General features: G+C 54.6%; 16 protein-coding genes and 1 tRNA gene. 3 read left to right on the top strand and 14 right to left on the bottom strand.

Annotation, left to right across the window (positions count from 1 at the left end):
• Positions 1-1,184 precede the first annotated feature (1,184 nt).
• Positions 1,185-8,300, top strand: coding sequence for a DUF4347 domain-containing protein (locus HY913_09215; GenBank protein MBI4963444.1), 7,116 nt, complete (start codon positions 1,185-1,187; stop codon positions 8,298-8,300).
• Positions 8,301-8,463: 163 nt separating this feature from the next.
• Here the strand turns inward: HY913_09215 and HY913_09210 are convergent.
• The 9 genes from HY913_09210 to HY913_09170 form a co-directional block, all read right to left on the bottom strand.
• A tRNA-Ser gene (locus tag HY913_09210) sits at positions 8,464-8,552 on the bottom strand.
• A 74-nt stretch (positions 8,553-8,626) separates the two neighbouring features.
• Complete coding sequence (gene tadA / locus HY913_09205) at positions 8,627-9,100, bottom strand: tRNA adenosine(34) deaminase TadA (protein ID MBI4963443.1); 474 nt, start codon at positions 9,098-9,100, stop codon at positions 8,627-8,629.
• Positions 9,101-9,160: 60 nt separating this feature from the next.
• Positions 9,161-9,553, bottom strand: a complete 393-nt coding sequence (locus tag HY913_09200) for a HEPN domain-containing protein (protein ID MBI4963442.1) — start codon at positions 9,551-9,553, stop codon at positions 9,161-9,163.
• Positions 9,528-9,857, bottom strand: coding sequence for a nucleotidyltransferase domain-containing protein (locus HY913_09195; protein MBI4963441.1), 330 nt, complete (start codon positions 9,855-9,857; stop codon positions 9,528-9,530). Before HY913_09195 ends, HY913_09200 begins: the two co-directional genes overlap by 26 nt.
• Positions 9,858-9,912: 55 nt before the next feature.
• Positions 9,913-11,571, bottom strand: coding sequence for a dihydroxy-acid dehydratase (gene ilvD, locus HY913_09190; GenBank protein MBI4963440.1), 1,659 nt, complete (start codon positions 11,569-11,571; stop codon positions 9,913-9,915).
• Between the two features lie 127 nt (positions 11,572-11,698).
• A complete protein-coding gene (locus tag HY913_09185; GenBank protein MBI4963439.1) occupies positions 11,699-12,232 on the bottom strand; it encodes a ferritin family protein in 534 nt (177 codons plus the stop codon).
• 61 nt (positions 12,233-12,293) lie between these two features.
• Positions 12,294-12,812 (bottom strand): ferritin, encoded by a 519-nt coding sequence (locus tag HY913_09180; protein MBI4963438.1) that lies wholly within the window; start codon positions 12,810-12,812, stop codon positions 12,294-12,296.
• 172 nt (positions 12,813-12,984) lie between these two features.
• The gene (locus tag HY913_09175; protein ID MBI4963437.1) at positions 12,985-16,218 is read right to left on the bottom strand and encodes an efflux RND transporter permease subunit; all 3,234 of its coding nucleotides are present in this window, start codon (positions 16,216-16,218) and stop codon (positions 12,985-12,987) included.
• Positions 16,219-16,368: 150 nt separating this feature from the next.
• Positions 16,369-16,923: a hypothetical protein gene (locus HY913_09170; protein ID MBI4963436.1), complete on the bottom strand. Its 555-nt coding sequence runs from the start codon at positions 16,921-16,923 to the stop codon at positions 16,369-16,371.
• A 272-nt stretch (positions 16,924-17,195) separates the two neighbouring features.
• Between HY913_09170 and HY913_09165 the strand changes: the two genes are divergently transcribed.
• The gene (locus HY913_09165; GenBank protein MBI4963435.1) at positions 17,196-17,786 is read left to right on the top strand and encodes an HDIG domain-containing protein; all 591 of its coding nucleotides are present in this window, start codon (positions 17,196-17,198) and stop codon (positions 17,784-17,786) included.
• 140 nt (positions 17,787-17,926) lie between these two features.
• Here the strand turns inward: HY913_09165 and HY913_09160 are convergent, their stop codons facing one another.
• Positions 17,927-18,103: a hypothetical protein gene (locus HY913_09160; GenBank protein ID MBI4963434.1), complete on the bottom strand. Its 177-nt coding sequence runs from the start codon at positions 18,101-18,103 to the stop codon at positions 17,927-17,929.
• 166 nt (positions 18,104-18,269) lie between these two features.
• Between HY913_09160 and HY913_09155 the strand changes: the two genes are divergently transcribed.
• Positions 18,270-19,115: a phosphate ABC transporter substrate-binding protein gene (locus tag HY913_09155; GenBank protein MBI4963433.1), complete on the top strand. Its 846-nt coding sequence runs from the start codon at positions 18,270-18,272 to the stop codon at positions 19,113-19,115.
• A 64-nt stretch (positions 19,116-19,179) separates the two neighbouring features.
• Here HY913_09155 and HY913_09150 read toward each other — a convergent pair whose 3' ends face one another.
• The 4 genes from HY913_09150 to HY913_09135 are packed head-to-tail and all read right to left on the bottom strand — an operon-like array spanning position 19,180 to position 23,788.
• Positions 19,180-20,094, bottom strand: coding sequence for a LysR family transcriptional regulator (locus tag HY913_09150; GenBank protein ID MBI4963432.1), 915 nt, complete (start codon positions 20,092-20,094; stop codon positions 19,180-19,182).
• A gap of 40 nt (positions 20,095-20,134) precedes the next feature.
• Positions 20,135-21,142, bottom strand: a complete 1,008-nt coding sequence (locus tag HY913_09145; GenBank protein ID MBI4963431.1) for a radical SAM protein — start codon at positions 21,140-21,142, stop codon at positions 20,135-20,137.
• Positions 21,139-22,233 (bottom strand): NAD(P)/FAD-dependent oxidoreductase, encoded by a 1,095-nt coding sequence (locus HY913_09140; protein ID MBI4963430.1) that lies wholly within the window; start codon positions 22,231-22,233, stop codon positions 21,139-21,141. Before HY913_09140 ends, HY913_09145 begins: the two co-directional genes overlap by 4 nt.
• Positions 22,223-23,788, bottom strand: coding sequence for a DUF116 domain-containing protein (locus HY913_09135; protein MBI4963429.1), 1,566 nt, complete (start codon positions 23,786-23,788; stop codon positions 22,223-22,225). The genes HY913_09140 and HY913_09135 overlap by 11 nt, the downstream gene beginning before the upstream one ends.
• Positions 23,789-23,983 lie beyond the last annotated feature (195 nt).

The raw sequence follows: 23,983 nt of genomic DNA, 5'->3' as shown, positions 1-23,983 counted from the left end.
CCCGGTTTTTATTGCGGCCGCGTTTGACGTCAGGTGTCGATCGTAAAGCACCCAAGCAAACCCGAATAAGACACCACAATCCTTGGGTAATTCCTGGGGCACATGCTTCGCCGGTGAATGAAAGGCAGGTTTGAAAGCTCTCAGAGGCGTTAAGTTTGAGTCGAGGGGTCCATGCTGACAAAACTTGACCGTGACGCGAGAATTTGCAGATGTCCGATAGATACAACTTAGTCAAGTATTGGCAGGCAGCAAGACTAAGCGATATATTCCGCTCCAGATGGGCGAGTGCTAACAAACCCCGAGTTAAGCGCTAGTGTTCCGCGTGTCCGAAAAACGCGACACGGCCAACCAGCCGCTGCGGGACATTGAAACCTCTCGAATCAAGCAAAATGGCATTCCCGACAATGTCAGACAGTTCCGCGCGCGCTTTTTTTGTCGATTGACCCGGTACCAACCTTCCTGGGGCGGGACTGATTTGCGCGAGAAAACCTGTAGCGTGTCAGAGAACCGCTCGCCTGAGAACGTGTTGAAAAGACATCATATAGGGTACTTTCCTGGAATCTCGTGTCAGAAAAGCGCTCCTGGCCGAAATTCCTCCGTTCAGGCCCCCTGCTTTACCGTAGTCCAAAAAGTTCCACAATCTCAGCATGATCTGCGACAAACCCACTGATAGAGATCCTGGCACGTGAGTTGCATAGATCGACGTAACCCTTCCAAAGTACCAATAGAGGGGGGGATGTTAGGTGCGATGTCAATGGGACGCACGGAAAGAGACAAATTTGGACCTTCGAAAGGTTTAGGGTCCCTGGCATTCCGAATGTGGTGGAGTAGGTACACGCGCCGCTTACCGGCGCGGCAGTGAAGAAATAGACAGGATGTAAAAGCAAACTTAGAACGCAAAAGCCCCGCCTCCCTTGGTGCCGGCAAAACCCCTCGGGACGGGACTCTTGCTGCAGACGTTTGCCGCGATGGAACCGCGCGAGCCAGGGGGTCTGCTGCCCGTTCTTATTCTGCGCCCCCCTCGACTGACCTGTCAAGGCCATTTCCGCTCTGTGACTCGGAAAAACGTGGTTCCTACGATTCCGAAGCTTTCAGGAATTCTAAATGCTAAACGCTTTTCAAAAGGCCATCGCAAGCGGTCGGGTTTGACCGAAATATCTATAGCCATTGACAAGAGGTGAACCATGAGTCGTTCGAGATTTTGGAGCCGAAACAGGAATTACCGGCCGTTAACTCTGCTCCAACAACTGGAGGAGAGAATTGTCCTGGATGCTGCGGTCAATCCGGCCCCTCAAGACAACCCCAACGGCAATCCGAGCGGTCAGCCGGACCAGGGGCCTGGGCCGGAGCAAGCTCCTGCCGGGGCCGAAGCGGCGGGCGGCAGCGCGGACGGCAATGCCGGTCTGGTGGGACAGGTCCCTGACAGCTACCAGCAGGTTTTCAACCAAGACCTGAACGTGGTCCTCGTGGCCAACAATCTGGCCGACGTGCATGCGGTTACTCAGGCCGCAGCCGAGAACGCGCAGGTGATCACGTACGACGCGGCCCAGGACAACCTGGCCACCATCACGGCCAAGCTCCAGGATCTCGTGAGCGTCGCGGGCCACACGATAGACAATCTGGCGATCGTGGGTCACGGGACCGAAGGGAATCTGGTCATTGGAACCGACCAGATCCAATTCTTCAGCCTTGCTCAATACAGCGCCACCTTCGAAGCGCTGGGGCAGACTCTGAGCCAGGATGCTCAAATTCAGTTCTACGGCTGCTCGATTGCCGGTGATGCCCCGGGCCAGGCAATGGTTGACAGCATTGCCGTTTACACCGCAGCGGATACTTTCGCTAGCACTAATACGACCGGCGGAACTGCGCATGACTGGACGCTTGAGTATTCGTCGAACTCCAGTGTCGCCATGAACGTGGTGTTGAACGCCGGTGCTCTCGCCTCGGACATCACCCCGCTGGCGGATGCGGTGCTGGTTACAGAGACTGATACCAGCAGCCCCACTCTTTACAATAATCTATCCAATTATGCGGTAATGGGCCAAAAAATCTATTTTTCCACAAATGACGGTATATATTCCACCAACGAGTACGGCGAGCCCTGGGTATATGATATGCAAACGGGTACGGCCACTCTGTTGAAAGATATTGCCGCTCAAGGCCCTGCTTACGGCAGTGTCGCCAAATTTTTCACGGTTTCGGGAGGCAAAGTATATTTCCAGGCCCAAGATTACGTAAATGGGACAGAACTCTGGGTGAGCGATGGCATAGCAGGTGGCGATACCCATATGGTTGGTGGAGCTGCCGGCCTTAACCCAACTGGTTCCAGCACCCCGACTTCGCTGATTGATGTTAACAATACGCTCTATTTCCTCGCAAATGACGGAAGCGGACAAACACTCTGGAAAACTGATGGCACCAATACTGTCGAGTATGCGACCGGGACCGCGTACAATCCATATAACGTGTCTGGCATCGGGAGCTTGACCAATGTCAATGGCACGCTTTATTTCGTTGGGACCAGTGCGACCTATGGCGGAGCGGAAGTCTACATGGTGGATGGCACGGGAAATATCGCGTTGGCCGCAAACATCAACACAGCTGCCGGAGCAGGAAGCAATCCTGCAAGCCTGACCGCGGTAGGCAGCATGCTGTACTTGGTCGCGAACGATGGTGGCGGACTGGCCGTCCACCAGATTAACGGCACGACGGATACGGAAATTCCCAATAATCTCAGCATCACGGCCTTCGCGAACCTCACCAACGTAAACGGAACCCTCTTTTTTGCCGGGACTACGGCCGCATCGGGCCAGGAACTCTACCAGGTATCCGGCGGAGCAGAATTACTGGTCCAGAATATTAATGCCAACGGAACCTCAGGAAGCAGCCCTGCAAGCCTGACAGCGGTAGGCAGCACGCTCTATTTTACTGCCAACGACGGGACGGGTGTTACCCTGTGGCAGAGTGACGGCACAACCACAGGAAAAGTCCAGAATTTAACCGGCAATGATGCGGTCACATCCTTCACGAATCTCACAAATATCAGTGGAAAACTCTATTTTACCGGCAGCAGCGTATCCACAGGTTCCGAGCTTTACAAGGTGGAAGCGGGGAACATAGCGTTGGCTCAGGACCTCAACCTAGGTGAGAATCCAACGACCCACGCTGCTCTGGGCAGCAATCCGAAAACCATGACGGATATTGGCGGCGGTAAGATGATTTTCACCGCCAACGACGGGTACACGGGCATTGAGCCTTGGATCTATGACGGCACGAATCCTGCCACATCACTCGACATCAATCATCTCGGCGGCGGCCCGCAGTGGTTGACCAATGTCAATGGCACCCTTTACTTCGCCGCGTCAGACGGGGCTCACGGCCTTGAATTATGGAAATCAGATCCTGTCACCGGCGTCACCAGCATGGTGGCAGACCTCAGTCCGGGGACAGGCAACGGAGTTGTCCCCTATGGTACCGGGAATCCTATGGTTAATGTTAACGGTACCTTGTTTTTCCTGGGAAACAGTTCTACAGGCATGGCTGGCGCCCTCTTCAAGATAGACAATGCCACGGGCCAGCCCGTCCAGGTGAAAGATGTCGCCACTGGTGGCAGTGGCGTCGAGTGGCTTGTCAACTTGACTGCGTTTAACGACACCCTCTACTTCCAAAATTACGACGCGGGGATGTACTATCTGTGGCGCAGTGACGGCACAGCGACCGGCACAGTCGCGGTCACCGACCCGAGCGGAGCAACGATTAGAAACACCTCAACTCCCTATTTCACTAACGTCAATGGGACCCTCTACTTTCAAGGCGGGACGACTGGCTTCACACCAAATGGCGCTGAGCTGTACAAGATAGATGCCAATGGCCATCAAGTTATGGTTCAAGACCTTAATGGACTACCAGGTAGCTACGTAGGCAGCAGCCCCTCATATTTGACTGAGGTGAACGGCACGCTCTATTTCGCTGCTACCGTAAATAATGTCATCAGTCTCTATGAGTATACTCCCACAGATCCCACCCCGACAATAAGCCTTGTTGACAATCCCGGCGGGGTTACAAACGTCCAAAACTTGACAAACGTGAATGGATCCCTGTTCTTTACAAGCACGGCTACCGGCAACACCGGTAAGCTTTTCTACGTTGATGGTGCAGGAACGATTCAGGGTGTCACAATTACGTGTGTCGATCCCAACGACGGTTCCACCATTACTGGCACCTCGCCATTAAGTCTTTACAATTCCAACGGAACTTTGTTCTTTTCCGCTGATTCTACAAAGGGTGCTTCTTCAATTGGGAAAGAGGTTTGGACCTATGACACCGCCACTGATACCATATCTTTGTTGAAAGATATAAATCCGACCAGCAGTAGCGTCTTCACTACCAACACATTTATGCATCTTGATGGATTGACGTACTTCAAGGCCACAGATGGTACGACCGGCGATGAGCTTTGGCAGACCGATGGAACAACCGCCGGGACAGTGAGGATCGGTTCGGCCGGTCAGACGGAGATTTACCCGGGCGCCACGGGCAGCAATCCGGCTAACCTCACGCCGGTAAACACGACCTTGTTTTTTACAGCCCAGGGACTCGGGATCGGGACTGAACTCTGGAAAGTTCAAGGCGCTGCTACCAACGCCATTCCAACCGTCAACGCTGCCATGAACCAGAGTCACACGATCAATGAGGATTCCGGGGCTTTGAACCTCCAGGATATCTTTATTACCGATGGTGACATAGGTGACACCATAACGGCCACGCTAACCCTCAACAATCTAACAGCGGGGGCTCTCTCATCCACCGGCGGCACGTACAATCCCGCAACAGGCATCTGGTCGATGAGCGGCGCGGTGGGAGACGTTAACCTTGCCCTGCAGAACCTCGCATTCACGCCGAACGCGGACTGGAACGGGACGGTCAACGTCTCCACCCACGTGCACGACGCGCATGGCACCGGGCCTGCCAATGGGCTTATCACCATCAATGTCTCCGCGGTGAATGATGGGCCGGTAACCAGTGACCTGGCCCTCACCATTGCGGAGGACAACTCCCTTGTCGTGTCGGGCTGGACGTTCAATGACGCCAAAGATCAGGTGGTAGGCGGATCGACCGCGAACAATCCCGTTTCAGTTCACGTCGCGGATTTGCCGCTTAATGGCACACTTTTCGACAATGGAGTGGCGCTGACAGCACCCGGTGACGTGCCCTGGTCAGACCTCACCGCCGGCTTGACCTTCCGGCCGGATCAGGACTGGAACGGCCTCACATCCTTCGGGTTCACCGTAACGGACGATGGCGGTGCAACGAGCGCCCTGGCAACGGCCAACATAAGCGTCACAGCAGTTAACGATGCGCCGGTAAATACGGTTCCCTTACCGGTGTCGGTGGCTGAGGATGCGCTAACTCCGATCGCCGGCATCCAGATTTCCGATGTGGATGCGGACCCGAACGCGGTGCAGGTAACCCTGAGCGTGTCTAACGGGACATTGCAGGTTAATGGAGCCGTGGCCCCAGCTTTGCAGATTGCAAACAACGGCACGGGCAGCGTTGTGCTGACAGGCACACTGGCGGAGGTTAACGCGACTCTGGGGGCTGTAGCAGGTCTCCAGTATCAGTCTATCTTAAACTACAACGGGCCGGATACCCTGACGGTATCCACCAGTGACCTGGGAGCTACCGGAAGTGGCGGCACGCTGATGGATATCGATCCGGTGGCTATAACGGTAACTCCTGTGGCGGATGCCCCGGTGAATGCGATCACACCGGTCAACGTTCCGGCAAACGCCAGCCCCACGATTCCCTTGATTGCCAGCACCTCGCCTGATGTTATTCCAGGGATCCAAGTGCACGATGGTGATTTGAACGACACTCTGTTCGTGGATATCCAAGCGGGCACCGGCGTGACCGGGCTCAGTTGGGGGAACGGAACGACGTTGGCTCCCCAGTATGTCTTCGCCGGTACCGAGGGGTATCTGAACTCGTTGTTCGCTAACCTCAACGGCCTCAAAGCCCATGTTGCGGCCGGGTTCTCGGGTCCGGCGACCGTCTTGATAACCACTACGGACCTCAGCGGTCTATCGGATACGGACACCTTGACAATCACGTTTGACGGGCCGACCTCTGCTGCACCGCAGATTACTACCGGACAGGTTGCGTACACGGTCTATGAAGACCATGTCGGCCCGGTGAGTCTCGGTTCGTGTGTCAGCGTGACCGATCCAAATAGTGATCCTCTGACAGTGCATCTGACTGTTTCGGCTGGATGGAGCGGGCTGAATGCCACGCCTTTCGGCCTGGCATCGGTGACGCCGGTGGGCGGCGGCACTGTGCTGGACATCAGCGGCTCCATGTCTGACGTGCAGGCTACGCTGTTGACCCTGCAAGGAACCCTGATTACTGATTTCAACGGCACAGCGACCTTTAACGTTACGGTGACGGACAACATCAATCCCATCGTGACTGCGCCGCCCGTGGACGTTCCCGTAATAGCGGTCAATGACGCTCCGGTGAACACGGTTCCGGTATCTGTTGCGGTAGATGAGGACGTGCTGACTCCGATTAGCGGCATCTCGATTTCCGATGTGGATGCGGGTACTAGCCCTGTGCAGGTGACGCTGAGTGTTACCAACGGCACATTGCATGTCAACGGAGCCGTGGCTCCTGGTCTGCTGGTTGCAAACAACGGCACTAACAGTGTTGTGCTGAATGGCACATTGGCGGAGATCAACGCGACTCTGCTTAATGCAACAGGTCTCCAGTACCAGTCAGCATTGGACTACAACGGTCCGGACACCTTAACTGTGGTATCCGATGATCTGGGGGCCTCAGGCACCCCTGGCCCGCTGACGACTGACACCGATCCGGTGGCGATAACCGTGAATGCAGTGAATGATGCCCCGGTGAATACGGTGCCTGTATCGGCTCTGGCAAATACCAATGTGTTGAGTCCGATCACGGGCATCTCGATTGCTGACGTGGATGCAGACCCGAGCGCGGTGCAAGTGACGCTGAGTGTTACCAACGGCACATTGCAGGTGAGTGATGCCGTAGGTGGCGGCTTAGGGGCCGCAGGGATTTCGGGCAACAACTCGGCAAGCGTTGTGCTGACAGGCACATTGGCCGAGATCAACGCGACTCTGGCTAATGCAACGGGTCTGCAGTATCTGTCCGGGCTGGACTATGTGGGAGCGGACACGCTGACTGTTTCGACCAGTGATCAGGGAGCCACAGGAAGCGGTGGAATACAGACGGACAGCGATCCTGTGGCGATTACAGTTAGTGCTGGCGCAGTCAACGACCCGCCTGTCATAACTCTGAGCAATATCGTGCAGCAGACCGATGCCAACGGCGCTGTGATCTTCAATTTGGCAAACGGCAACCTGATCTCAGTCGGGGACCCTGACGCGGGAACCGGCCTACTTCAAGTAACTCTGACCGCAACTAATGGGACCCTGACATTGAATGGAACTGCAAATCTGGATTTCAATTCTCCGGGTGGTGTAGGTGACGGAACCGCGGACGCGACAATGACCTTTACCGGGACGCTCACGGACATCAATGCGGCCCTTGACGGGATGACCTTCAATGGTAATGCGGGTTACGTCGGACTGGCCGAGGTAACGGTAACCGTCAACGATCAGGGCAATACCGGTTCAGGCGGAGCCCAAAGCAGCGCCCCTGGTGTGGTCAACATTTCGGTAGAGCCGTACGATGTATGGTTCCAGGGCTTCGGCCCTGATGCCGGTTGGGATGTTTTCAACTATAGCAACGGAGACACGATTCACACCCATACCTACGTTGTCGGGTGGCGGCATATAGCTTCTACGGGCGCCTGGGAATTCTACAACACGGTTGCCTGGGTGGGCACCGACGCCCTGGGCAACGCCCCGTACGCGGACGGTAACGGTCCGTATGCCACGTGGTTCCTCGACACTGTTCCCGGAGGGGTCTACAACGGGTACGAAGTTTTCATCGGCGACGGAGTGACTCAAATCTCACTGGATCACACGGCTCCGGGAGCCACCATGTGGCAGCAGACAGTTGCCGGAGCCTGGTCTTATTTTGACGGGAGCGCGTGGAACCCGACCGCGGGGTTCAATGTTGAGCCGATGAACGTATGGTTCCACGGGTACGGCCCTGATGCCGGTTGGGACGTTTTCAACTATAGCAACGGAGACACGATTCACACCCATACCTACGTTGTCGGGTGGCGGCATATAGCTTCTACGGGCTCCTGGGAGTACTACAACGGCACAGCTTGGGTGCCTACCACGGGATTGGGCGTAGTAGTCTAGTCCATAGATTCCACTTAGAGCGGATTCGCCTCTTCCCCCTGCAAACTCGCAGGGGGAACGGGGCGTTTTCTCGTTCTGGAGGCAACAGCCAGCCGCCCCGGCCATCCTCCGGAAAACTTTGTGCAGAGTGTTTTTTTGTAATGTGTTGTTTTTAGGAAGGGTGTGGCGGAGAGAGAGGGATTCGAACCCCCGGTGCCACAAGGACACAGTTGATTTCGAGTCAACCCCCTTCGGCCTCTCGGGCATCTCTCCGCCGGCGGTGAGTTCGCGCTGGATGCTCCCCGGTGCCATCCTACAGAACGCCAACCCTCCGCAGTTCATCGGCATCAGCGGCTGTTCTGTCGCAACCCCCTGAAGAACCGTTGCAGGAGTTCCGCAGACTCCTTTTCCATGACTCCTGAGACCACTTCGATTTCGTGGTTGATCCTGGGGTCATGGGAAAAGTCGAACAAACTGCCCACTCCTCCCCAACGATTGTCCCTTGCTCCGAAAACCAGACGCGGCACACGCGCGTGAAGCAGGGCGGCTGCGCACATTATACACGGCTCCAATGTAACATAAAGGGTCGTATGGAGCAATCTCCAGTCACCCAGAGTTTGCGCGGCCTCCCGCAGCGCGATGATCTCCGCGTGTGCGGTCGGGTCCTGCTCCGCCTCGACTCTATTGTACCCGCGGCCTATGATTTCGCCGCCATGAACGACCACCGCTCCGACAGGTGTTTCGCCCTTTTCACCAGCCCTCTGGGCCAGCTGCAAGGCCACCGCCATGAATTGTTCTTCCAGTTTACGGCTTCTTTTCATGGCAATGCCACGCAGCCCAAGTATATGGGAGATAACAACCCACCCTTCCGGCGTGAAATGCTACTGGGGACCCCCTAATTGGCTCTCTGCCCAGGCTATGACTCGTTCGAGGTGTGCCCCGATGCTGGCTCTATCCAGCTCGCAGGATTCCAGAAAGTCATAGCGGAACAAGACCGCATATGGAGTTAAGGTCTCAAGAATGTCCAGATCGGGTGGATTAGGCAGACCATTTTTTCCGAGCACATCTATCAGTTTCCCCAGGTCATGCGTTTTCCGTACTTCAACTCTGTGGTACGCCAGAACAGCCTTCAAGCACTTCTCCACCACTTGTTGAGCATGGAACCCCACAGACTCATCGGAGATAGATTCAACCCTGGTTAGAAGCAGAAAAACCTCGAGATCCCTATATGCAAGGCTCATGAATTTTCTAGCCAAGTCTATCGGTTGCTTCATGCAGAACCGTGCCTTCTTTCAACGCCCAATAGAGCACGCTGCCTGGCAGATGCCCCCAATCCTCGACTTCCTGCTTAGAGACGACAAGCAAATCCACAGATATATTTAGTCCTCTCAGCACGCCTCGGAGCCGAACCATTTCCTGAATTTTATTGTTGACTTCGTCTTCGACCACCAACAAATCAATGTCACTCTCTTCTGTAGCCTGTCCAGTTGCATGAGATCCGAACAGAATTATCAGTATCGGTTCCGCTGTTTGTACCAATCTACGAACGGCTTCTTCTATGGTACTTTGGGCAATCATCAAAAAGATCCTAAATGGGCGTCGGGCCTCTGGTGCAAGCACAGCTCGTGTCAGCTCACCTCAGCACCGCCCCTTGGGCCGCGGAACTGACCTGGGTCGCATACCGAGCCAGGTAGCCGTGGGTTATCGAGGGCGCCGGGGGCTTCCACTTGGAGCGCCGCGTGGCAAGCTCTTCTTCGGATACGTTCAGGTTAATAGTTTTTGCCGGAATGTCTATGGTAATCTCGTCGCCGTCTTGAACCAGGGCAATTGTGCCGCCGTGAGCTGCTTCAGGCGAAACGTGCCCTATCGCGGCGCCTCGAGTGCCTCCACTGAATCGGCCGTCAGTTATAAGAGCAACTGATCGGTCGAGACCCATGCCCGCCAGCGCTGAAGTAGGATTCAGCATTTCTCGCATTCCGGGCCCACCGCGCGGCCCTTCATACCTAATGACAACTATGTCTCCCTGCTGAATGCCTCCCCCTAGTATGGTCTCGACGGCCTTCTCTTCCGAATCAAACACCCTCGCTCTGCCTGTATTCTTGAGCATGGCGGGCGCCACTGCGGACTGCTTTACCACCGCTCCGTCCGGCGCCAGGTTCCCTCGCATAATGGCTATTCCGCCGAATGGGCTGTGAGGATTGTCCAGAGGCCGGATTACCTCGGTGTCATGCACGGCCGCACTTTTGATGTTTTCGCCAAGTTTTTTGCCGGTGACGGTCATTACATCCGGGTTGGCGAGACCTCCGGTGACGAGTTCCTTCAGTACCGCGTGGACCCCTCCTGCCGCGTTAAGGTCCTCCAGATGATGAGGCCCACCTGGGGAAAGCGAGCAAATATGAGGAGTGCGTCTGCTGATTTCGTCGAACAGTTCCAGATCGATCGCTATGGCTGCCTCACGGGCTATGGCCGGAACGTGCAGGACCGTGTTGGTGGAACATCCAAGTGCCATGTCCACGGCTATGGCGTTTCGGAAAGCTTCCGGGGTAGCTATTTGCCTCGGCTTGATGTCCCGTTCCACAAGCTCCATGACCTTCATGCCCGCTTGCTTGGCGAGCCGGATTCGAGCCGCATCCACCGCGGGAATGGTCCCATTACCGGGCAGGCCGAGTCCAAGCGCCTCAGTAAGACAGTTCATGGAATTAGCCGTGAACATACCAGCGCATGACCCGCAACCGGGGCAGGCCTTTTCTTCCAATTCGGCCAACTCTTCCAGGGTCATGTCCTCGGCTTTCACTCTTCCCACAGCCTCGAAAACGGTGATCACGTCGGCTTTCTTGCCCTTGAACCTGCCCGCAAGCATCGGCCCGCCACTGACGACAACCGCGGGTATGTTGAGCCTCAGAGCGGCCATGAGCATTCCGGGGACTACTTTATCGCAGTTCGGGACCAACACCAGGCCGTCAAAAGGATGGGCCACGGACATTATCTCAACGGAGTCTGCAATAAGCTCTCGGCTGGCAAGAGAGTATTTCATCCCCATGTGTCCCATAGCGAGTCCGTCGCAAACCCCGATGGTCGAGAATTCCAGAGGGGTTCCTCCGGCCATTCTGATTCCCGCCTTCACAGCGCCCACAATGAGATCCAGATGAATATGCCCCGGCACCAGTTCATTGGCGGAATTTGCTATCCCGATGAGGGGGCGGGCCATCTCTTCGTCGGTGAGGCCCATGGCTTTCAGAAGCGCTCGGGAAGGCGCTCGAACCAGGCCTGTTTTCAAAATGTCACTTCTCAAAAGGTCCTCCATATCGCAAGTTCTCGAAAGGGTAGGGCCGCAGACTTATTTGGGAAAAAAGGTCTGCGGACAAACCGGAACGAAATAATCCGGTTCGGGCTTGCACAGGGCTCTTCATTGCAGCGAATCAGGCCCCGTCCAGCACGTGATGCTCGTGTTCGACAAACCAAGATTCGGGATTCGTCAGATAGAATTTCATGTCGGCAAGGGATTCGTAGTGTATATGCTCCTCGGCGATCATGCACGAGATGAAGTCCCGCTCGATGGGATCAGTGGCCCTTTCCAGCTCTTCTCCATAGAAATCTATGGCTCCCTGCTCCATGGCCAGGCCGACATCCAGCGCTTCCACATCGCCGCTTTCGGTTTTAACTTTTGGCCCCAGTTTCACCATTCGCTCTCGGAAAAGCTCCTGCAGCTTCTCGTTGGTTCCCTGAAGGGATTTCCATTCTGCGGACCACGCCTTGCCGCTGTGAAGCGAGTCATAGATCATCTTCACCCGTTTTATGTGGATTCCTTCTTCTTCCATAAGGGTTTTGAAGATGTCCTTGCCGAGCTGGTTGGAGCACTTCGAGACTGCGTCTCGATAGAAGTCGCGACCTCTCTGTTCCTTTTCAAGTGCAGTAGCCAACATTGCCATAGATTTTTCCAATTTCCCTGCCATCTTATCCTCCTGTAGTCAATTCGGGCTGCCCGACGCAGCGTCAGCGGCCCCTGTCTTTGATTTACTCGCCACTCGGAGCGGCCGGCATTGTGAATACCCTGGCAGCCAATTCCTGATCTATCATGAAGAGCCCGCTGCCGTCATGGCCTGCAAGTTTTAATTTATGGACCACTTCTTCGGTGGACGCTTCTTCCTCGACCTGCTCGGTGACGAACCATTGCAGGAAAGCGTTGGAAGCATGATCTCTCTCCTCAATGGCAAGATCCACCAAATTATTTATCATACTCGTGACTTTCCGTTCATGGGAATTGGCGTCTTCGAACGCAACAATAGGCGAATCCCAACGGGTCGGCGGGGCCTCCAAAGCGGCCAGCACTACAGTGCCATTGCGTTCGTTGACGAAGTTATAGAACTTCATGGCATGAAGCATCTCTTCTTGGACCTGGCATTTCATCCAGTTGGCGAAGCCCTTGAGGTTGATCGACTCGAAATAGGCCGCCATGGACAAATAGAGGTATGCGGAATACAATTCCCTGTTGATCTGCTCGTTAAAGGCCTGCTGAATTTTGTCGCTTATCATACGTTTTCCCCTTTCTAATTGGCAAGCCGCGTCAGGAACCGGCCGGCACGGAGGTCCTCAAATTCGATGTTAACCGGTTTATAGCATGTGCGCAGGCGGACGCATGGTTTGTCGCTACATACAGACTAACCATTGACTCGATTTTCTGCAATCCTAAACAGAAGGAAAAAATTTAAGGAGCCGTATGCTTCCGTTTGTAAATCAAATAGTAAATTATGGGGACAACCACAAGCGTGAAGCAGGTGGAAGCGAAGATCCCGAAGATAAAAGACCACGCGAGCCCCGAAAAGACCGGGTCCAGTGTGATGACCCATGAGCCGAATATAGCAGCTCCTGCCGTGAGAAGAATGGGGGTGAACCTCACCGCGCCGGACTCTACTATCGCCTGCTTGAGGTCCAGGCCCGCGGCTGTCCGCATGTGAATGAAGTCAATCAATATGATGGAGTTTCTCACGACGATTCCGGCAAGGGCGATCATACCTATCATGCCTGTAGCGGTGAAGAAGATGGAGTCGGGATACCTGCCGACCATCTGCGCCAAAGTCGCGTTCAAAAAAGCGAAGCCGGGTAGAATGCCGATCATCGTAAGGGGTATGGCCACCATAATGACCAGGGGAATTACGAAAGACTGAGTCTGCTGAACCAGTAAGATATAGATCAATATAAGCGCTCCTGCGAACGCGAGTCCCAGGTCGCGGAAGACCTCAAGCGTAATTTTCCATTCTCCTTCGCCGGCCAAATTGACTTTGAATCCTTCCTTGAGAGGGGTCGTCTCCAGCGCCGTTTGTAGATCGAATATGGCCTCCACCGGACTGCGACCGGCCATCTCGCCTGTGACGAAGACCACCCGTTCCATGTTTTTTCTGTATATCGTCTGGTCCACAAGGGTTTCTTGCAAGGCCCCAAGTTCATTAAACGGTATCATGGACCCGTCAGCGGATTTGACACGAATCGGCCCCATATCTTCAACCCGGGAGCGCAGGGACCTTGGAAGGCGGAGATTGATCTCCAGAGGCTTCCTTTCCGAATCATCATGGACCGCGGAGGGAGATTCGCCACCCAGGAAAATTGCCGCGGACTTGGCGATTTCTTCTTCTGTGATCCCATGAAGGCCCGCCTTGGTACGGTCAACGACAAAGTTATATTGCATCTGAGGAGCCTGAACCGAATCATCCACGTCAACCACCATGGTTGTTGACTCCATGATCTTGCGAATCCCCTGGGACTGGGCGATTAATTCGCCGTAAGAGGCCCCTGGCGGCCCATATATTTCAGCGACCAATGTCGAAAACACCGGAGGTCCCGGAGGGACCTCCACTATTTTCACGTTCGCTCCGTTCATTGCGCCGATTCTTTGGATGTCCGGCCTGATTCGGAGGACAATCGCGTGGCTCTGGTATTTCCTTTCATGTTTGTCCAGGAGATTGAGGCGTATGTCCGCGTAATTGCTCCCCCTGCGCAGGTAGTATTGTCTGACCATGCCATTGAAATCTATAGGCGATGCAATTCCCACAAACGACTCAACATCGCGAACCTCGTTGACTGTTGCCAGGTACGATTCCAGATCCGCCACTACCTTGGCGGTCCCTTCAAGCGTTGTGCCTTCCGGCATGTCCACTAGCACCAGGAACTCGTTTTTGTTGTCAAAAGGGAGCATCTTGACGGGCACCAGTTTTACTACCACGAGCAGTACCGAAGCAAATAGAGCGACCACAACTCCGGCAAGGAAAAAGTAGCTCTTACGAGGACTGTCAAGGAACGGGACAATGATTCTTTGATAAGCACGGTAAATAGGGCCCGATTTGAAATCGTAGGGCTTTTCATCGACATCATACGTGCGCTTCAGCGCGTGATACGTCGTCCAAGGGGTCACCGTGAAAGCTATAACCAGAGACATGAGCATGGCTATGGGCACATTCAGGGCCATAGGGCGCATGTAAGGCCCCATCATGCCGGTTATGAAAAATAGTGGAATGAACGACGCTATTACCGCCAGAGTAGCCAAAATAGTCGGCGGACGAACCTCGTCCACCGCTAAGAGGGTTGCATCCAGCGGAGGATGGGTCTTCATTCTGAAGTGGCGGTGGATATTCTCAACGTCAACGATCGGGTCGTCCACGAGTAGGCCGAGGGACAGAATCAGGGCAAAGAGAGTCACCCTGTTTATGGTGTATCCCACGAGCAGATTTGCCATGAGCGTAACTGCCAAGGTCATGGGAACGGCGAGCGCCACGATCATTGCTTCGCGCCACCCGAGCATCACCGTTAGAAGAGCGATAATGCTTATGATAGCAATGCCGAGATGTTTTACCAGTTCGTTGACCTTTTCATCCGCGGTCTTGCCGTAGTCTCTGGTGACGAGGAAGTTGACGTCCGAGGGCACGACGGCTTTCTTGAGTTCAGCCACGCGTTTGACAAGGCCCTCAGCCACCTGAACCGCGTTGGTCCCTTTTCTTTTGGCAACGGCAATCGTAACCTGGTTGTAAGACTTTCCCTGCACAGCGGCTTCCAGTCCGCGGGTTTCCGGGTCACGAGAAGCCCCCGGACCGAAAGTCAGGCGGGTGTAGCTTTCCGGCTCTTCCGGGCCGTCAACGATTTCCGCCAGGTCCCTCAGAAATACAGGGCGTCCTGCATGCACTCCGACCAGAAGCTCCCTGACCTCGTCCACGGACTTTATGAAAGGGCCGGCATCGACCAGTATTTCCCGGTTCAACTGGTCCATGGACCCGGCTCGAAAGTTGACATTGGCCCCTTTGAGGGCCCTCTCAATCTCCAGCGCCGAGATCTGCCTTGAAGCCATTTCCTCAGGGTGGAGGAGCACCTTTACCTGCCGTTTGCGTCCACCGACTACGTAGGCTCGTCCTGTGTCGGGTATGCTCTGAATCCTGTGGAGGAGTTCGTCGGCAACCCGCCTTAATTCATAGTCAGAGTAAATCGAGCTGTACAGCGCAAAAGTGACAATAGGGACATCGTCAATTTCGACCGGCCTGACAACCCATCCGGTTACACCGGGCGGAACCTGATCTACGTAGGACATGATTTTACTGTGAGTTTTCAGGAGGCTGGCAACCCTGTCTTCGCCCACGTAGAACCGAACGGTAACTACGGCCGATCCGGGCCGCGAGGCGGAATAAACATATTCGACCCCGTCGATTTCCCAGAGCTTTCGTTCGAGATTTATGGTTACCAGGTTCTCCACTTCCTGCGCGGACGCGCCGGGAAAGTTGATGAGCACGTCTAACACAGGAACCACTATCTGAGGCTCTTCTTCGCGCGGGGTCAGAACCAGAGCCGCTGCTCCCACAAGAAGAGATGCGATGATAAATATGACCGGCAGCTTGGAAACGAGGAATGCCTCAACAATTCGGCCCGTGAATCCGAGATTATACTTTTCGGAAAGTTTCATGTCCCCCTACCACGATTCAACAATTTAAACGAATGACAGGACAGTCCGATCAGCCCCAATTGACGCCCGGAGGGGGTAGCGGTCGCAAGTTCTTTTCCTCAAATGTTGCTGCCTTGGCTCCCCTAACGCAAAGGGACACTATTATGTCTCCTATAAATGCTCATTTTTTTCATCACAGAAGGTAAATACACCTACAGCCTTCCGAAGGGATTCGAGGTTGGTTTCGGAGATACCGGCTATCTCATAACCGGAAAGCGTAATGCCGGACTTTGAATCGGTTCTCACCCACCTGCAATGTGCTTCCAGCGTAAACGGAAGAATTGCCGCAAACGAATCCGCTTGAATCAAGAAATTCTTTTTGTCGCCAACTTTTGCCCGAACACCGGCAACCTGTATTCCTTTTTCCGTCAGGTCCCTTACATATCCTTCGGACCGCAGATCCCCCAAATCGATAACAGGAAGTCTGACTACGGGATAGCATCGGGCTATGTCTCGCATCTCGTCCAGGTCCGCGGTGTCATCCCCGGGAGGCATCCGGAAGAGAAGTTCCTTTTTGGTGCAGAACTCGGCTTCTATTAGCTTCGTGAAAACACTCATCAACCCCTTCATGGAAAGTTGATATTTATCCATCAAGTCCGAATTGGACATACCGCTTCGGATATCGGTCACAACTTCTTTAGCCGGGATTCTTCGTTTCAAGGCCATTCTGTCGTCCTCCCCGATTCCGATTATTCTACCACACTATCTCGTAATTTTTCTCGACAGATATTGATCTTGGGACCCATTTACTCCCTGTAAGGAAACATAGCAGGCATCCAGCGTGCCGCGGGATTCCCCCGGGCCTCCGGCCGAGATGACCGGCAAGTTGGCGCCAATGGCGGCAGAGTGATTTTTCCCGCGAAAGTGGACGATCACTGCCAAAAAAATGTTGTTCCTCTCTGAATCTGATGTAAACTTGAAGAACCAAAAGGTAGAAAATGACACAACACGAAGCTCAAAAGCCTAAATGGGGCATCTCCCACGAACAAGCCCAGGCCCTTATGGAACAGTTCCTCGAGTCGGAAAGTATGCGAAAGCACTGTCTTGCCTCGGAAGCCATCATGAGGGCGTTGGCTCCGCGATTCGGCGCAGATCCCGAAATGTGGGCACTGGTGGGGCTTCTCCACGACCTTGATTACAATGAAACCCGCGACCGTATGGAACGCCACACCTTGGTGACCGAGCAGATTCTCGTTGAAAGAGGGGTAGACCCGGAGATAGTAGAGGCAATCAAATATCACAACGCAGAGAATCTAGGTCTGACACGCCAAGAGCCCATACATTTCGCACTTACCGCGGCGGAGACGATAACAGGCATGATCTCCGCAACAGCTCTGGTCTATCCGGACAAGAAGGTCGCCTCCGTGGCGCCCAAGTCAGTAAAAAAGAGGATGAAAGCCAAAGAATTCGCTCGTTCCGTTAACAGGGATCACATACTGTTGTGCGAACAGATCGGGATCAGCCTCGATGAATTCATTTCCATAAGTTTGGAGGCCATGTGCGGGATCAGCGACCGTCTGGGGTTGTGATTAACCAGAGGCTGCGACCGATTTGACATACTTCATATTAACGGAATCTCCAAGAAGTCTCCGGAAAGGTCAGGGAGGGCCTCCGGGGAACACGTTTTAATAAAACCCGAACCTTGAATTTTCTCCTGCTCCTTAGTGTGTCAGGTGTTCCGAAGCTTGCCGGAAGAGTTCTTCCTGCTCTTTAGAGCGGGTGAGATAACTTCAACGAGGGCTTTTACGGAAACAATCTTTACAAAAACCTTCAAGTTTGAGCAGAGACCTTCCGCTCCGGAGGATTTATGAAGAATCCTCACTTGCCCAGTATCCGTGATTTCCACGACATCTCCTTGAAACACGTTCACTACTTCAGTGTGCGGATGATATATCCACCTGTTTTTTCGGACAACCGACGCGTTTTTGCTTCAAAAGGTTGAAGTCATCGAGTTGAGTAGATTCGGTCTCGGCGGTTCAAACAATCATTCGTTTATCCAAAGGAGTGAAACGATGGACAGAAGCCGTTTGATGCCGGTCTTGGTTTCGTTGGCCCTGCTCATAACGATGATGGCCACTCCCGGCCAAGCCCAAGAGAAAGGCCGCGAGATCTTGAAAGTCAAGGGCGCCAACGCCATGGCCAGCATCTGCGACAAATGGGCGGCGCAGTTCACTGAGAAAAACCCGAACGTCAGGGTCGTCGTGAGTGGGGGAGGAACTGCGCTCGGATTCGATGCGCTTTTTGACAAATCAGCGGATCTGGTGATGGCATCTCGCAAGATAATCCCCAAGGAGATTCAAACCGGTGCGGTGGCAGACATGTCACCCGCTGAGGTTGAAATCACTCGATCCTGCGTGGCAATCATAACGCACCCCAATAACCCGCTCCGGCAGGTGACTCTGGAACAACTGCGGAAGATCTTGGCCGGAGAGTTGACCCAATGGAGTGAATTGGGTGGGCCCGTTGAACCGATAATCGTGGTCACCACAGACCAGGTCTCAGGCACATCCATCTTCCTTCGCGAAGCGGTTATGGAGAACGACTATTTCTCCTCGGATTCCAAGATTAGGCCCTATTACCATGATATCATTAGAGAAGTGGCGGCCAGAAAACCTTGGGCAATTGCGTACTGTGGCCTGGCCGATGCGGAAAGAGCCGTGGCAAAGAAGTCAATAAAGATCCTGGGGCTCCAGCGGGAAGCCCAGTCCCCTGCCGTGTTACCGTCCGAACAGACCCTTCGGGACAACTCTTATCCCTTGATTCTGCCCCTCTTTTTCTATTGGGACGGTGCGGCACGGTCACCGCTTGTTCAGAGATTTGTCGACTTCTGCAAGGAGAGGAGCAAAGAATCCCGCTAGACAATCCTGGAGCAGAGGATGAAAAGCTGTGCCTTTGAATAATCTGTCGGCATGATGGCGGAAGCTAAGTTGAAGCCGACTCCGCTTCTTTGACCGCGGTCCGTAAGTGGGCGAGGAAGGCCTCACACAATGGCGACAGCCTGCGGTTCCTGCGCTGAACCAGATACAGGGGACGATAGAAGCGAATCCCATCTATTTCCACAGGTTCCAGTGCCCCGTATTGCATGTCGTCTTCCACGGCCTGACGCGACAAAATCGAAACGCCGATTCTTGCCTTTATTCCTTGACGTACCGCTTCAGTGCTCCCCATCTCCGCAACAACAAAAAGACGGGAAGCATCGAAGCCGTGTTCCTCAAGTATTCGCTCCATGACCATCCTGGTCCCTGACCCTCTTTCTCGAAGGATAAAGGGCTCGCCAATCATCTCGTCAGGACTGATGCGCTTCTTACGGGCCCACGGGTGCCCGGAGAACACGGCCAATATCAGCTCATCGGTGAACAGTTCTTCGAGCAAGATTCGGCGATCATTCCATTTGGAGCCGATCATACCGGCCTCCAAATCTCCTTCCAGTACGGCCCGCACTATTTGTGCCGTGTCGGAGATCCGCAATGTCATCTGAATGGCTGGATGAATAGCTTTGAAAGAGCCAATGAACCTTGGAACCACGTACGTTCCCGGAATTGTGCTCGCTCCGAGGGTCAGGTGCCCTGACAGGTTCCCTTTGAATTGCTCGAGAGCCTGGACAGCCTCTTCGCGCAACTGGATGATGTTGCGCGCGTACTGATAAAAAACCCGGCCCGCCGGCGTGGCGAGAACTTCGCGTCCCAGTCGGTCGATCAGCCTCTCTCCAAGCGCCTCTTCCAGAGAACGGATATGCTCGCTGACGGTCGGTTGAGACAATAGCAGAGCCTCAGCGGCCTTGGTGAAGCTCTTCAGTTCGATAACCTTGCACAACACTTCCAAGCGCCGCATATCCATGATGTCTCACCTCTGGGTTCGAAATGTGCTATCTGAAGCGCTACCCCAAAGAACAGCAGGTCTCCTTGTACACCACATCCAGGCCCCTGACTTGCGCTTCCTCCAGGGCTCGATCGGATGGCAGCGCCAGCGAATTGACGCCCGCCTTCACAGCCAGGACATCGAGGGCCCTGCCGTAATGCCCGCGTGGCCTCGCGCAGCCCAAAGACGCCTTGAGATTCGGGAGTTTCAAACGCGCCTCCGCGAGGAAAGCAGCCACCCTGCTCGGTGACGGCACGGAGATGTCACTCATGGGGGTCCCTTTTTTCGGGACCACCACTACCACCACATACTTGTTGAGCGGATATTGTTTCAAGATTTCCAGTGCTGCTTGCTCGCCTCTTTCTTTCCCGTAATAAAGCCCGTACAGTACATGCGGCACGATTTCCAGTTCCGCTGCAGCCAGCGCATCGAGCGTCTCTTGAATGGAACGCACCCCACCGGCCAGGTGATAGACCTCTCGCGCGGTGGCATCGTCTCCTATGACATCCACCAGGGCCTGATCCACGCCCGATTCCTTGAGTGCCGCAGCGGTTTCGCTGTCCACCTGGCCTGAATGCACCGTAATGGTCAGGTCGGTTCGGGCCTTCAGCAAGCGGATGGCCTGAAGGAAGCCCTTCCAGGGCAATCTGCCTTGCTCATCGCAGCCACCCGTGACAAGAAGTCCGAAATCACCTCGGGCCGCGGCTTCCAATCCCAAACGGAGTAGAGATCGCGAATCCTCTGCATGGGGCATGGTCTTGAGCAAAGTGCCCTTGCAGTGCTCGCAATCCAGTTCGCATCGGTTTCCGGTTATGGAAACCGCTCGGTACTTTCCTCGTCTGCCGTTGACCACGAACATCCCCGGAACATGTACGCTGAGACGATTCCCGTGACGGTTCCTCGATTCAAGCCAGGCGCGCTCGCTCAGCAACGACAGTTCCTCTGACTCGAAGCTGTCGCTGGTAGTCCCTTGAGTGAAACCCGCGAGAGGATTATCTGTTCGAGGAATGTTCTTGTTCGGGTTCACTGAAAGCGCTCCCTAGTCTTGTAGCCTTTGAACGCGATCCATGTCCTTTCGCAGACACGGTCAAAGTCTGGTTCATTCCAGCTATCCATCATGACGCGGCGCTTTTTGAGCGCATGATCTATGATTCCGCCGTACCGGCCCTTGGTCTCAGCCTCGTAATCGGCCAAAGGCTGGCGGCTGCCACTCTTGATGGCCTCCGCGACGGCTTGTCCGGCCTGCCTGCCGGAGAAAACCGCCTGCGGAATTCCCGCACCGGTAATGGGATGAGTCAGGCCTGCCGCGTCACCACAAAAGACGACATTCCCAACTACTAGGGAATCCCTGACGCCGGACACCGGTATTACTCCGCCTGAACGGGCCAGTTGCCCCGGCCGGATCAGTCCTGCGCCGCCCAGGTAGCTCAAAAATTGGGCGAGAATCCGGCCGGTATCAGGGCATTCGCGAGGATCAACACCAACACCCACGTTGGCGGTTTTTCCTTTGGGAAAGACCCAGCCGTATCCGCCGACAATAGATCGATCCAGAAAAATGTAGGTCCTATCAGAGACTCCACAAAAAGGGGCCTCCACCTGAAGCCCGCGGAGAAAGCTCGCCTGCTTAAGGCCCAGGGCTCGGGCAACCGTTGACAAAGCTCCGTCCGCGGCTATTACGAAACGAGGACGGAATTTCATTTCCTCCTGGCCCGAACCGGCAAACCAGTCTTGGTTTTCCTTTCGCAACAGTCGAGTTGAACACAACACGGTTGCACCGGCTGCTACGGCCTCTCGTGCGAGGTCGCGGTCGAAGCGCACTCGATCGATCAAGAACCCTGGGGACGCGACCAGTTTTGTCTTATGACTGTCCTGTCCGACACCTTCGATCGTCCGGGTTTCCATCGAATCCACACGATGAATCACTGAAGACTGGTCCATATCGAACTCGACAAAGAGCCGTTCCGGGACGAATTCGCCACAGTGAGGCTGCTCGCCGATTCTGACTTTGGCATCTATCAATACGGTGGACATTCCTGCACGAGCAGCGGTGGACGCAGCGCATGAACCGGCCGGACCGGCCCCGATCACAAGTATGTCGCAAAGGAATTCAACCGACATTGAGACGCCTGATTGTTTTTTCGATCAAAGGCAGATTCAGAAAGGTCTTGTTGTCAAAATTGCCTCTGTACGCGTCCATTCCCTTACCCAAATCGTAACAGGTTGTGGAATCGAGATTTACCAACACCCCGCGGGCATTGACTCGCTCCATCTCACGCTGGTGTTTGGAATAGAAAGCTTCGCAGCAAGAGCCCACGTAGACACCGTCTTCGCCCGCGCACTTGTTGTGCAAAACCTCCATGAGATGTTCGAAGCTTTGCACGGTAACGGGATCCATGTTGAAGGAGCGTGCAAGCGCGAAGCACTCCCCGATCTCGCAGGATCCACACTCGTCACACCCCGCGACCCTTCGATAAGCGCAAGCCAGGCTCTTGGAGCAGTAGGGAAGGAGCAACCATCTGGGTCTGTGCCTCCTCAATTGCTCTGGCGACAGGTTGAGCAGGAAAAGTTCGTTGATTTCCGTCCGGGTAAAATCCTCGCGCATCAAAAGCAGCCGTTCACCTGCGGAGGCTATGGCCTGTGCCACAGTCTCGCAGTCGATTCCGATAATCTTCCCATCATATTGGTCCAAAAAAGACCTCACAGACTCTTCAAGCTGAGTTCTCTCGGCGCGCACACCGACAAGAGCCGCTTCCAAATCGTTCACGAGCCGTGTGGGAACGGCAAAAAAATCTCCGGCAATCAAGGCCTGCCGAATTCGTCGGCCTCCAGGGGCCAGCCACAGATGCACCCTCAAGGTTCCAGCTTCGGTCTGGGTGATAGACCGGATCGGCTCCCCTTCATCTTGTGGCCGAGACCGTGCCGCAATCCACCCAGGGCTCTGGAAGTAGCTCAGTTCTTCATTCAAGCGTGTCTTTTCCAGATCGGTCAGGTCTCCGGGAATAAGCTCGATTTGTAGTTGATCTGAGAACTCTTTAGCGATGACTTGTTTGATTGTCTGAATATCCGGGGTGGGTTTAAGCAAGTCCGAAAGGAAACATATCCTTTCCATCAAAGATTCGATTTCTCGCTTTTTCAATTTCTCCACGGGCACTCGCAGGGCCTTGAGAAAGAACTCAATCTCGTTCTCGACGAGCAGCGTGCCTTGAAACATGTACCCGCCGGAAACCGTGGTTCCGCCGGTGCCGGAGATTTTGCGCCCGTTGATTTCGATGTCGTTGCGGGGCCGGAAGCGGGCAGGGACGCCCAAACGAGAGATCGCGGACGCTGCTGCCATGCAAATTCGGTTGAGTATCTTTTCGTAATTCCCATGAAACGGCGCAGAGCCGGGTCTGCCGAACAACTCCCACCCGAGGGCGGATTCCTGGAACAGGATGGCACCGCCACCAGTATGCCTCCTGCTCATGTCAATGCCATGAGACTCACAGAAATCCCTCCTTATTTCCTGGTGGATATCTTGGTGGTAACCCACAAGCGCGGCAGCAGGCTTGAATTGTAAGAAGCGAATTGTCGGCGGCGAGGTCCGGGACGCGACTTCTTCGAGTATGATCTTGTCAAGGGCCATGTTGGCCGCGGCAGACAGACTTCCCGTGTCTAACAAACGGAATGCTTGCAACTGGCTTCACCTTTGACGCGCGTGCAAACCTGAACAATCTGCAATGCTACTCGTTGGGAATTGTGGTGGCATGCGGTCGCTCTTTCAAGGCATGGTTTGCTTGGGCACGGCACGCCGTACCCCTCTAGCCGGCTTCAGCGGATCATCTTATTGCGAGAACACGGCGTGCCGTATCCATTAGGGATTTGCCGCAAG

Origin of the sequence: Desulfomonile tiedjei (assembly GCA_016212925.1) — a bacterium.
Classification (GTDB): domain Bacteria; phylum Desulfobacterota; class Desulfomonilia; order Desulfomonilales; family Desulfomonilaceae; genus JACRDF01.
Note: the sequence above shows the minus strand (reverse complement) of the source record. Positions and strands in the feature narration are given on the sequence as shown.

Excerpts from the sequence above, each read along its gene's own strand:
- HY913_09215 (MBI4963444.1), top strand. The coding sequence starts at position 1,185 with ATGAGTCGTTCGAGATTTTGGAGCCGAAACAGGAATTACCGGCCGTTA.
- HY913_09140 (MBI4963430.1), bottom strand. The coding sequence starts at position 22,233 with ATGTCGGTTGAATTCCTTTGCGACATACTTGTGATCGGGGCCGGTCCG.
- HY913_09150 (MBI4963432.1), bottom strand. The coding sequence starts at position 20,094 with ATGGATATGCGGCGCTTGGAAGTGTTGTGCAAGGTTATCGAACTGAAG.
- HY913_09170 (MBI4963436.1), bottom strand. The coding sequence starts at position 16,923 with ATGGCCTTGAAACGAAGAATCCCGGCTAAAGAAGTTGTGACCGATATC.
- tadA (MBI4963443.1), bottom strand. The coding sequence starts at position 9,100 with ATGAAAAGAAGCCGTAAACTGGAAGAACAATTCATGGCGGTGGCCTTG.
- HY913_09155 (MBI4963433.1), top strand. The coding sequence starts at position 18,270 with ATGGACAGAAGCCGTTTGATGCCGGTCTTGGTTTCGTTGGCCCTGCTC.
- HY913_09200 (MBI4963442.1), bottom strand. The coding sequence starts at position 9,553 with ATGAAGCAACCGATAGACTTGGCTAGAAAATTCATGAGCCTTGCATAT.
- HY913_09175 (MBI4963437.1), bottom strand. The coding sequence starts at position 16,218 with ATGAAACTTTCCGAAAAGTATAATCTCGGATTCACGGGCCGAATTGTT.
- HY913_09165 (MBI4963435.1), top strand. The coding sequence starts at position 17,196 with ATGACACAACACGAAGCTCAAAAGCCTAAATGGGGCATCTCCCACGAA.
- HY913_09180 (MBI4963438.1), bottom strand. The coding sequence starts at position 12,812 with ATGATAAGCGACAAAATTCAGCAGGCCTTTAACGAGCAGATCAACAGG.
- HY913_09185 (MBI4963439.1), bottom strand. The coding sequence starts at position 12,232 with ATGGCAGGGAAATTGGAAAAATCTATGGCAATGTTGGCTACTGCACTT.
- HY913_09195 (MBI4963441.1), bottom strand. The coding sequence starts at position 9,857 with ATGATTGCCCAAAGTACCATAGAAGAAGCCGTTCGTAGATTGGTACAA.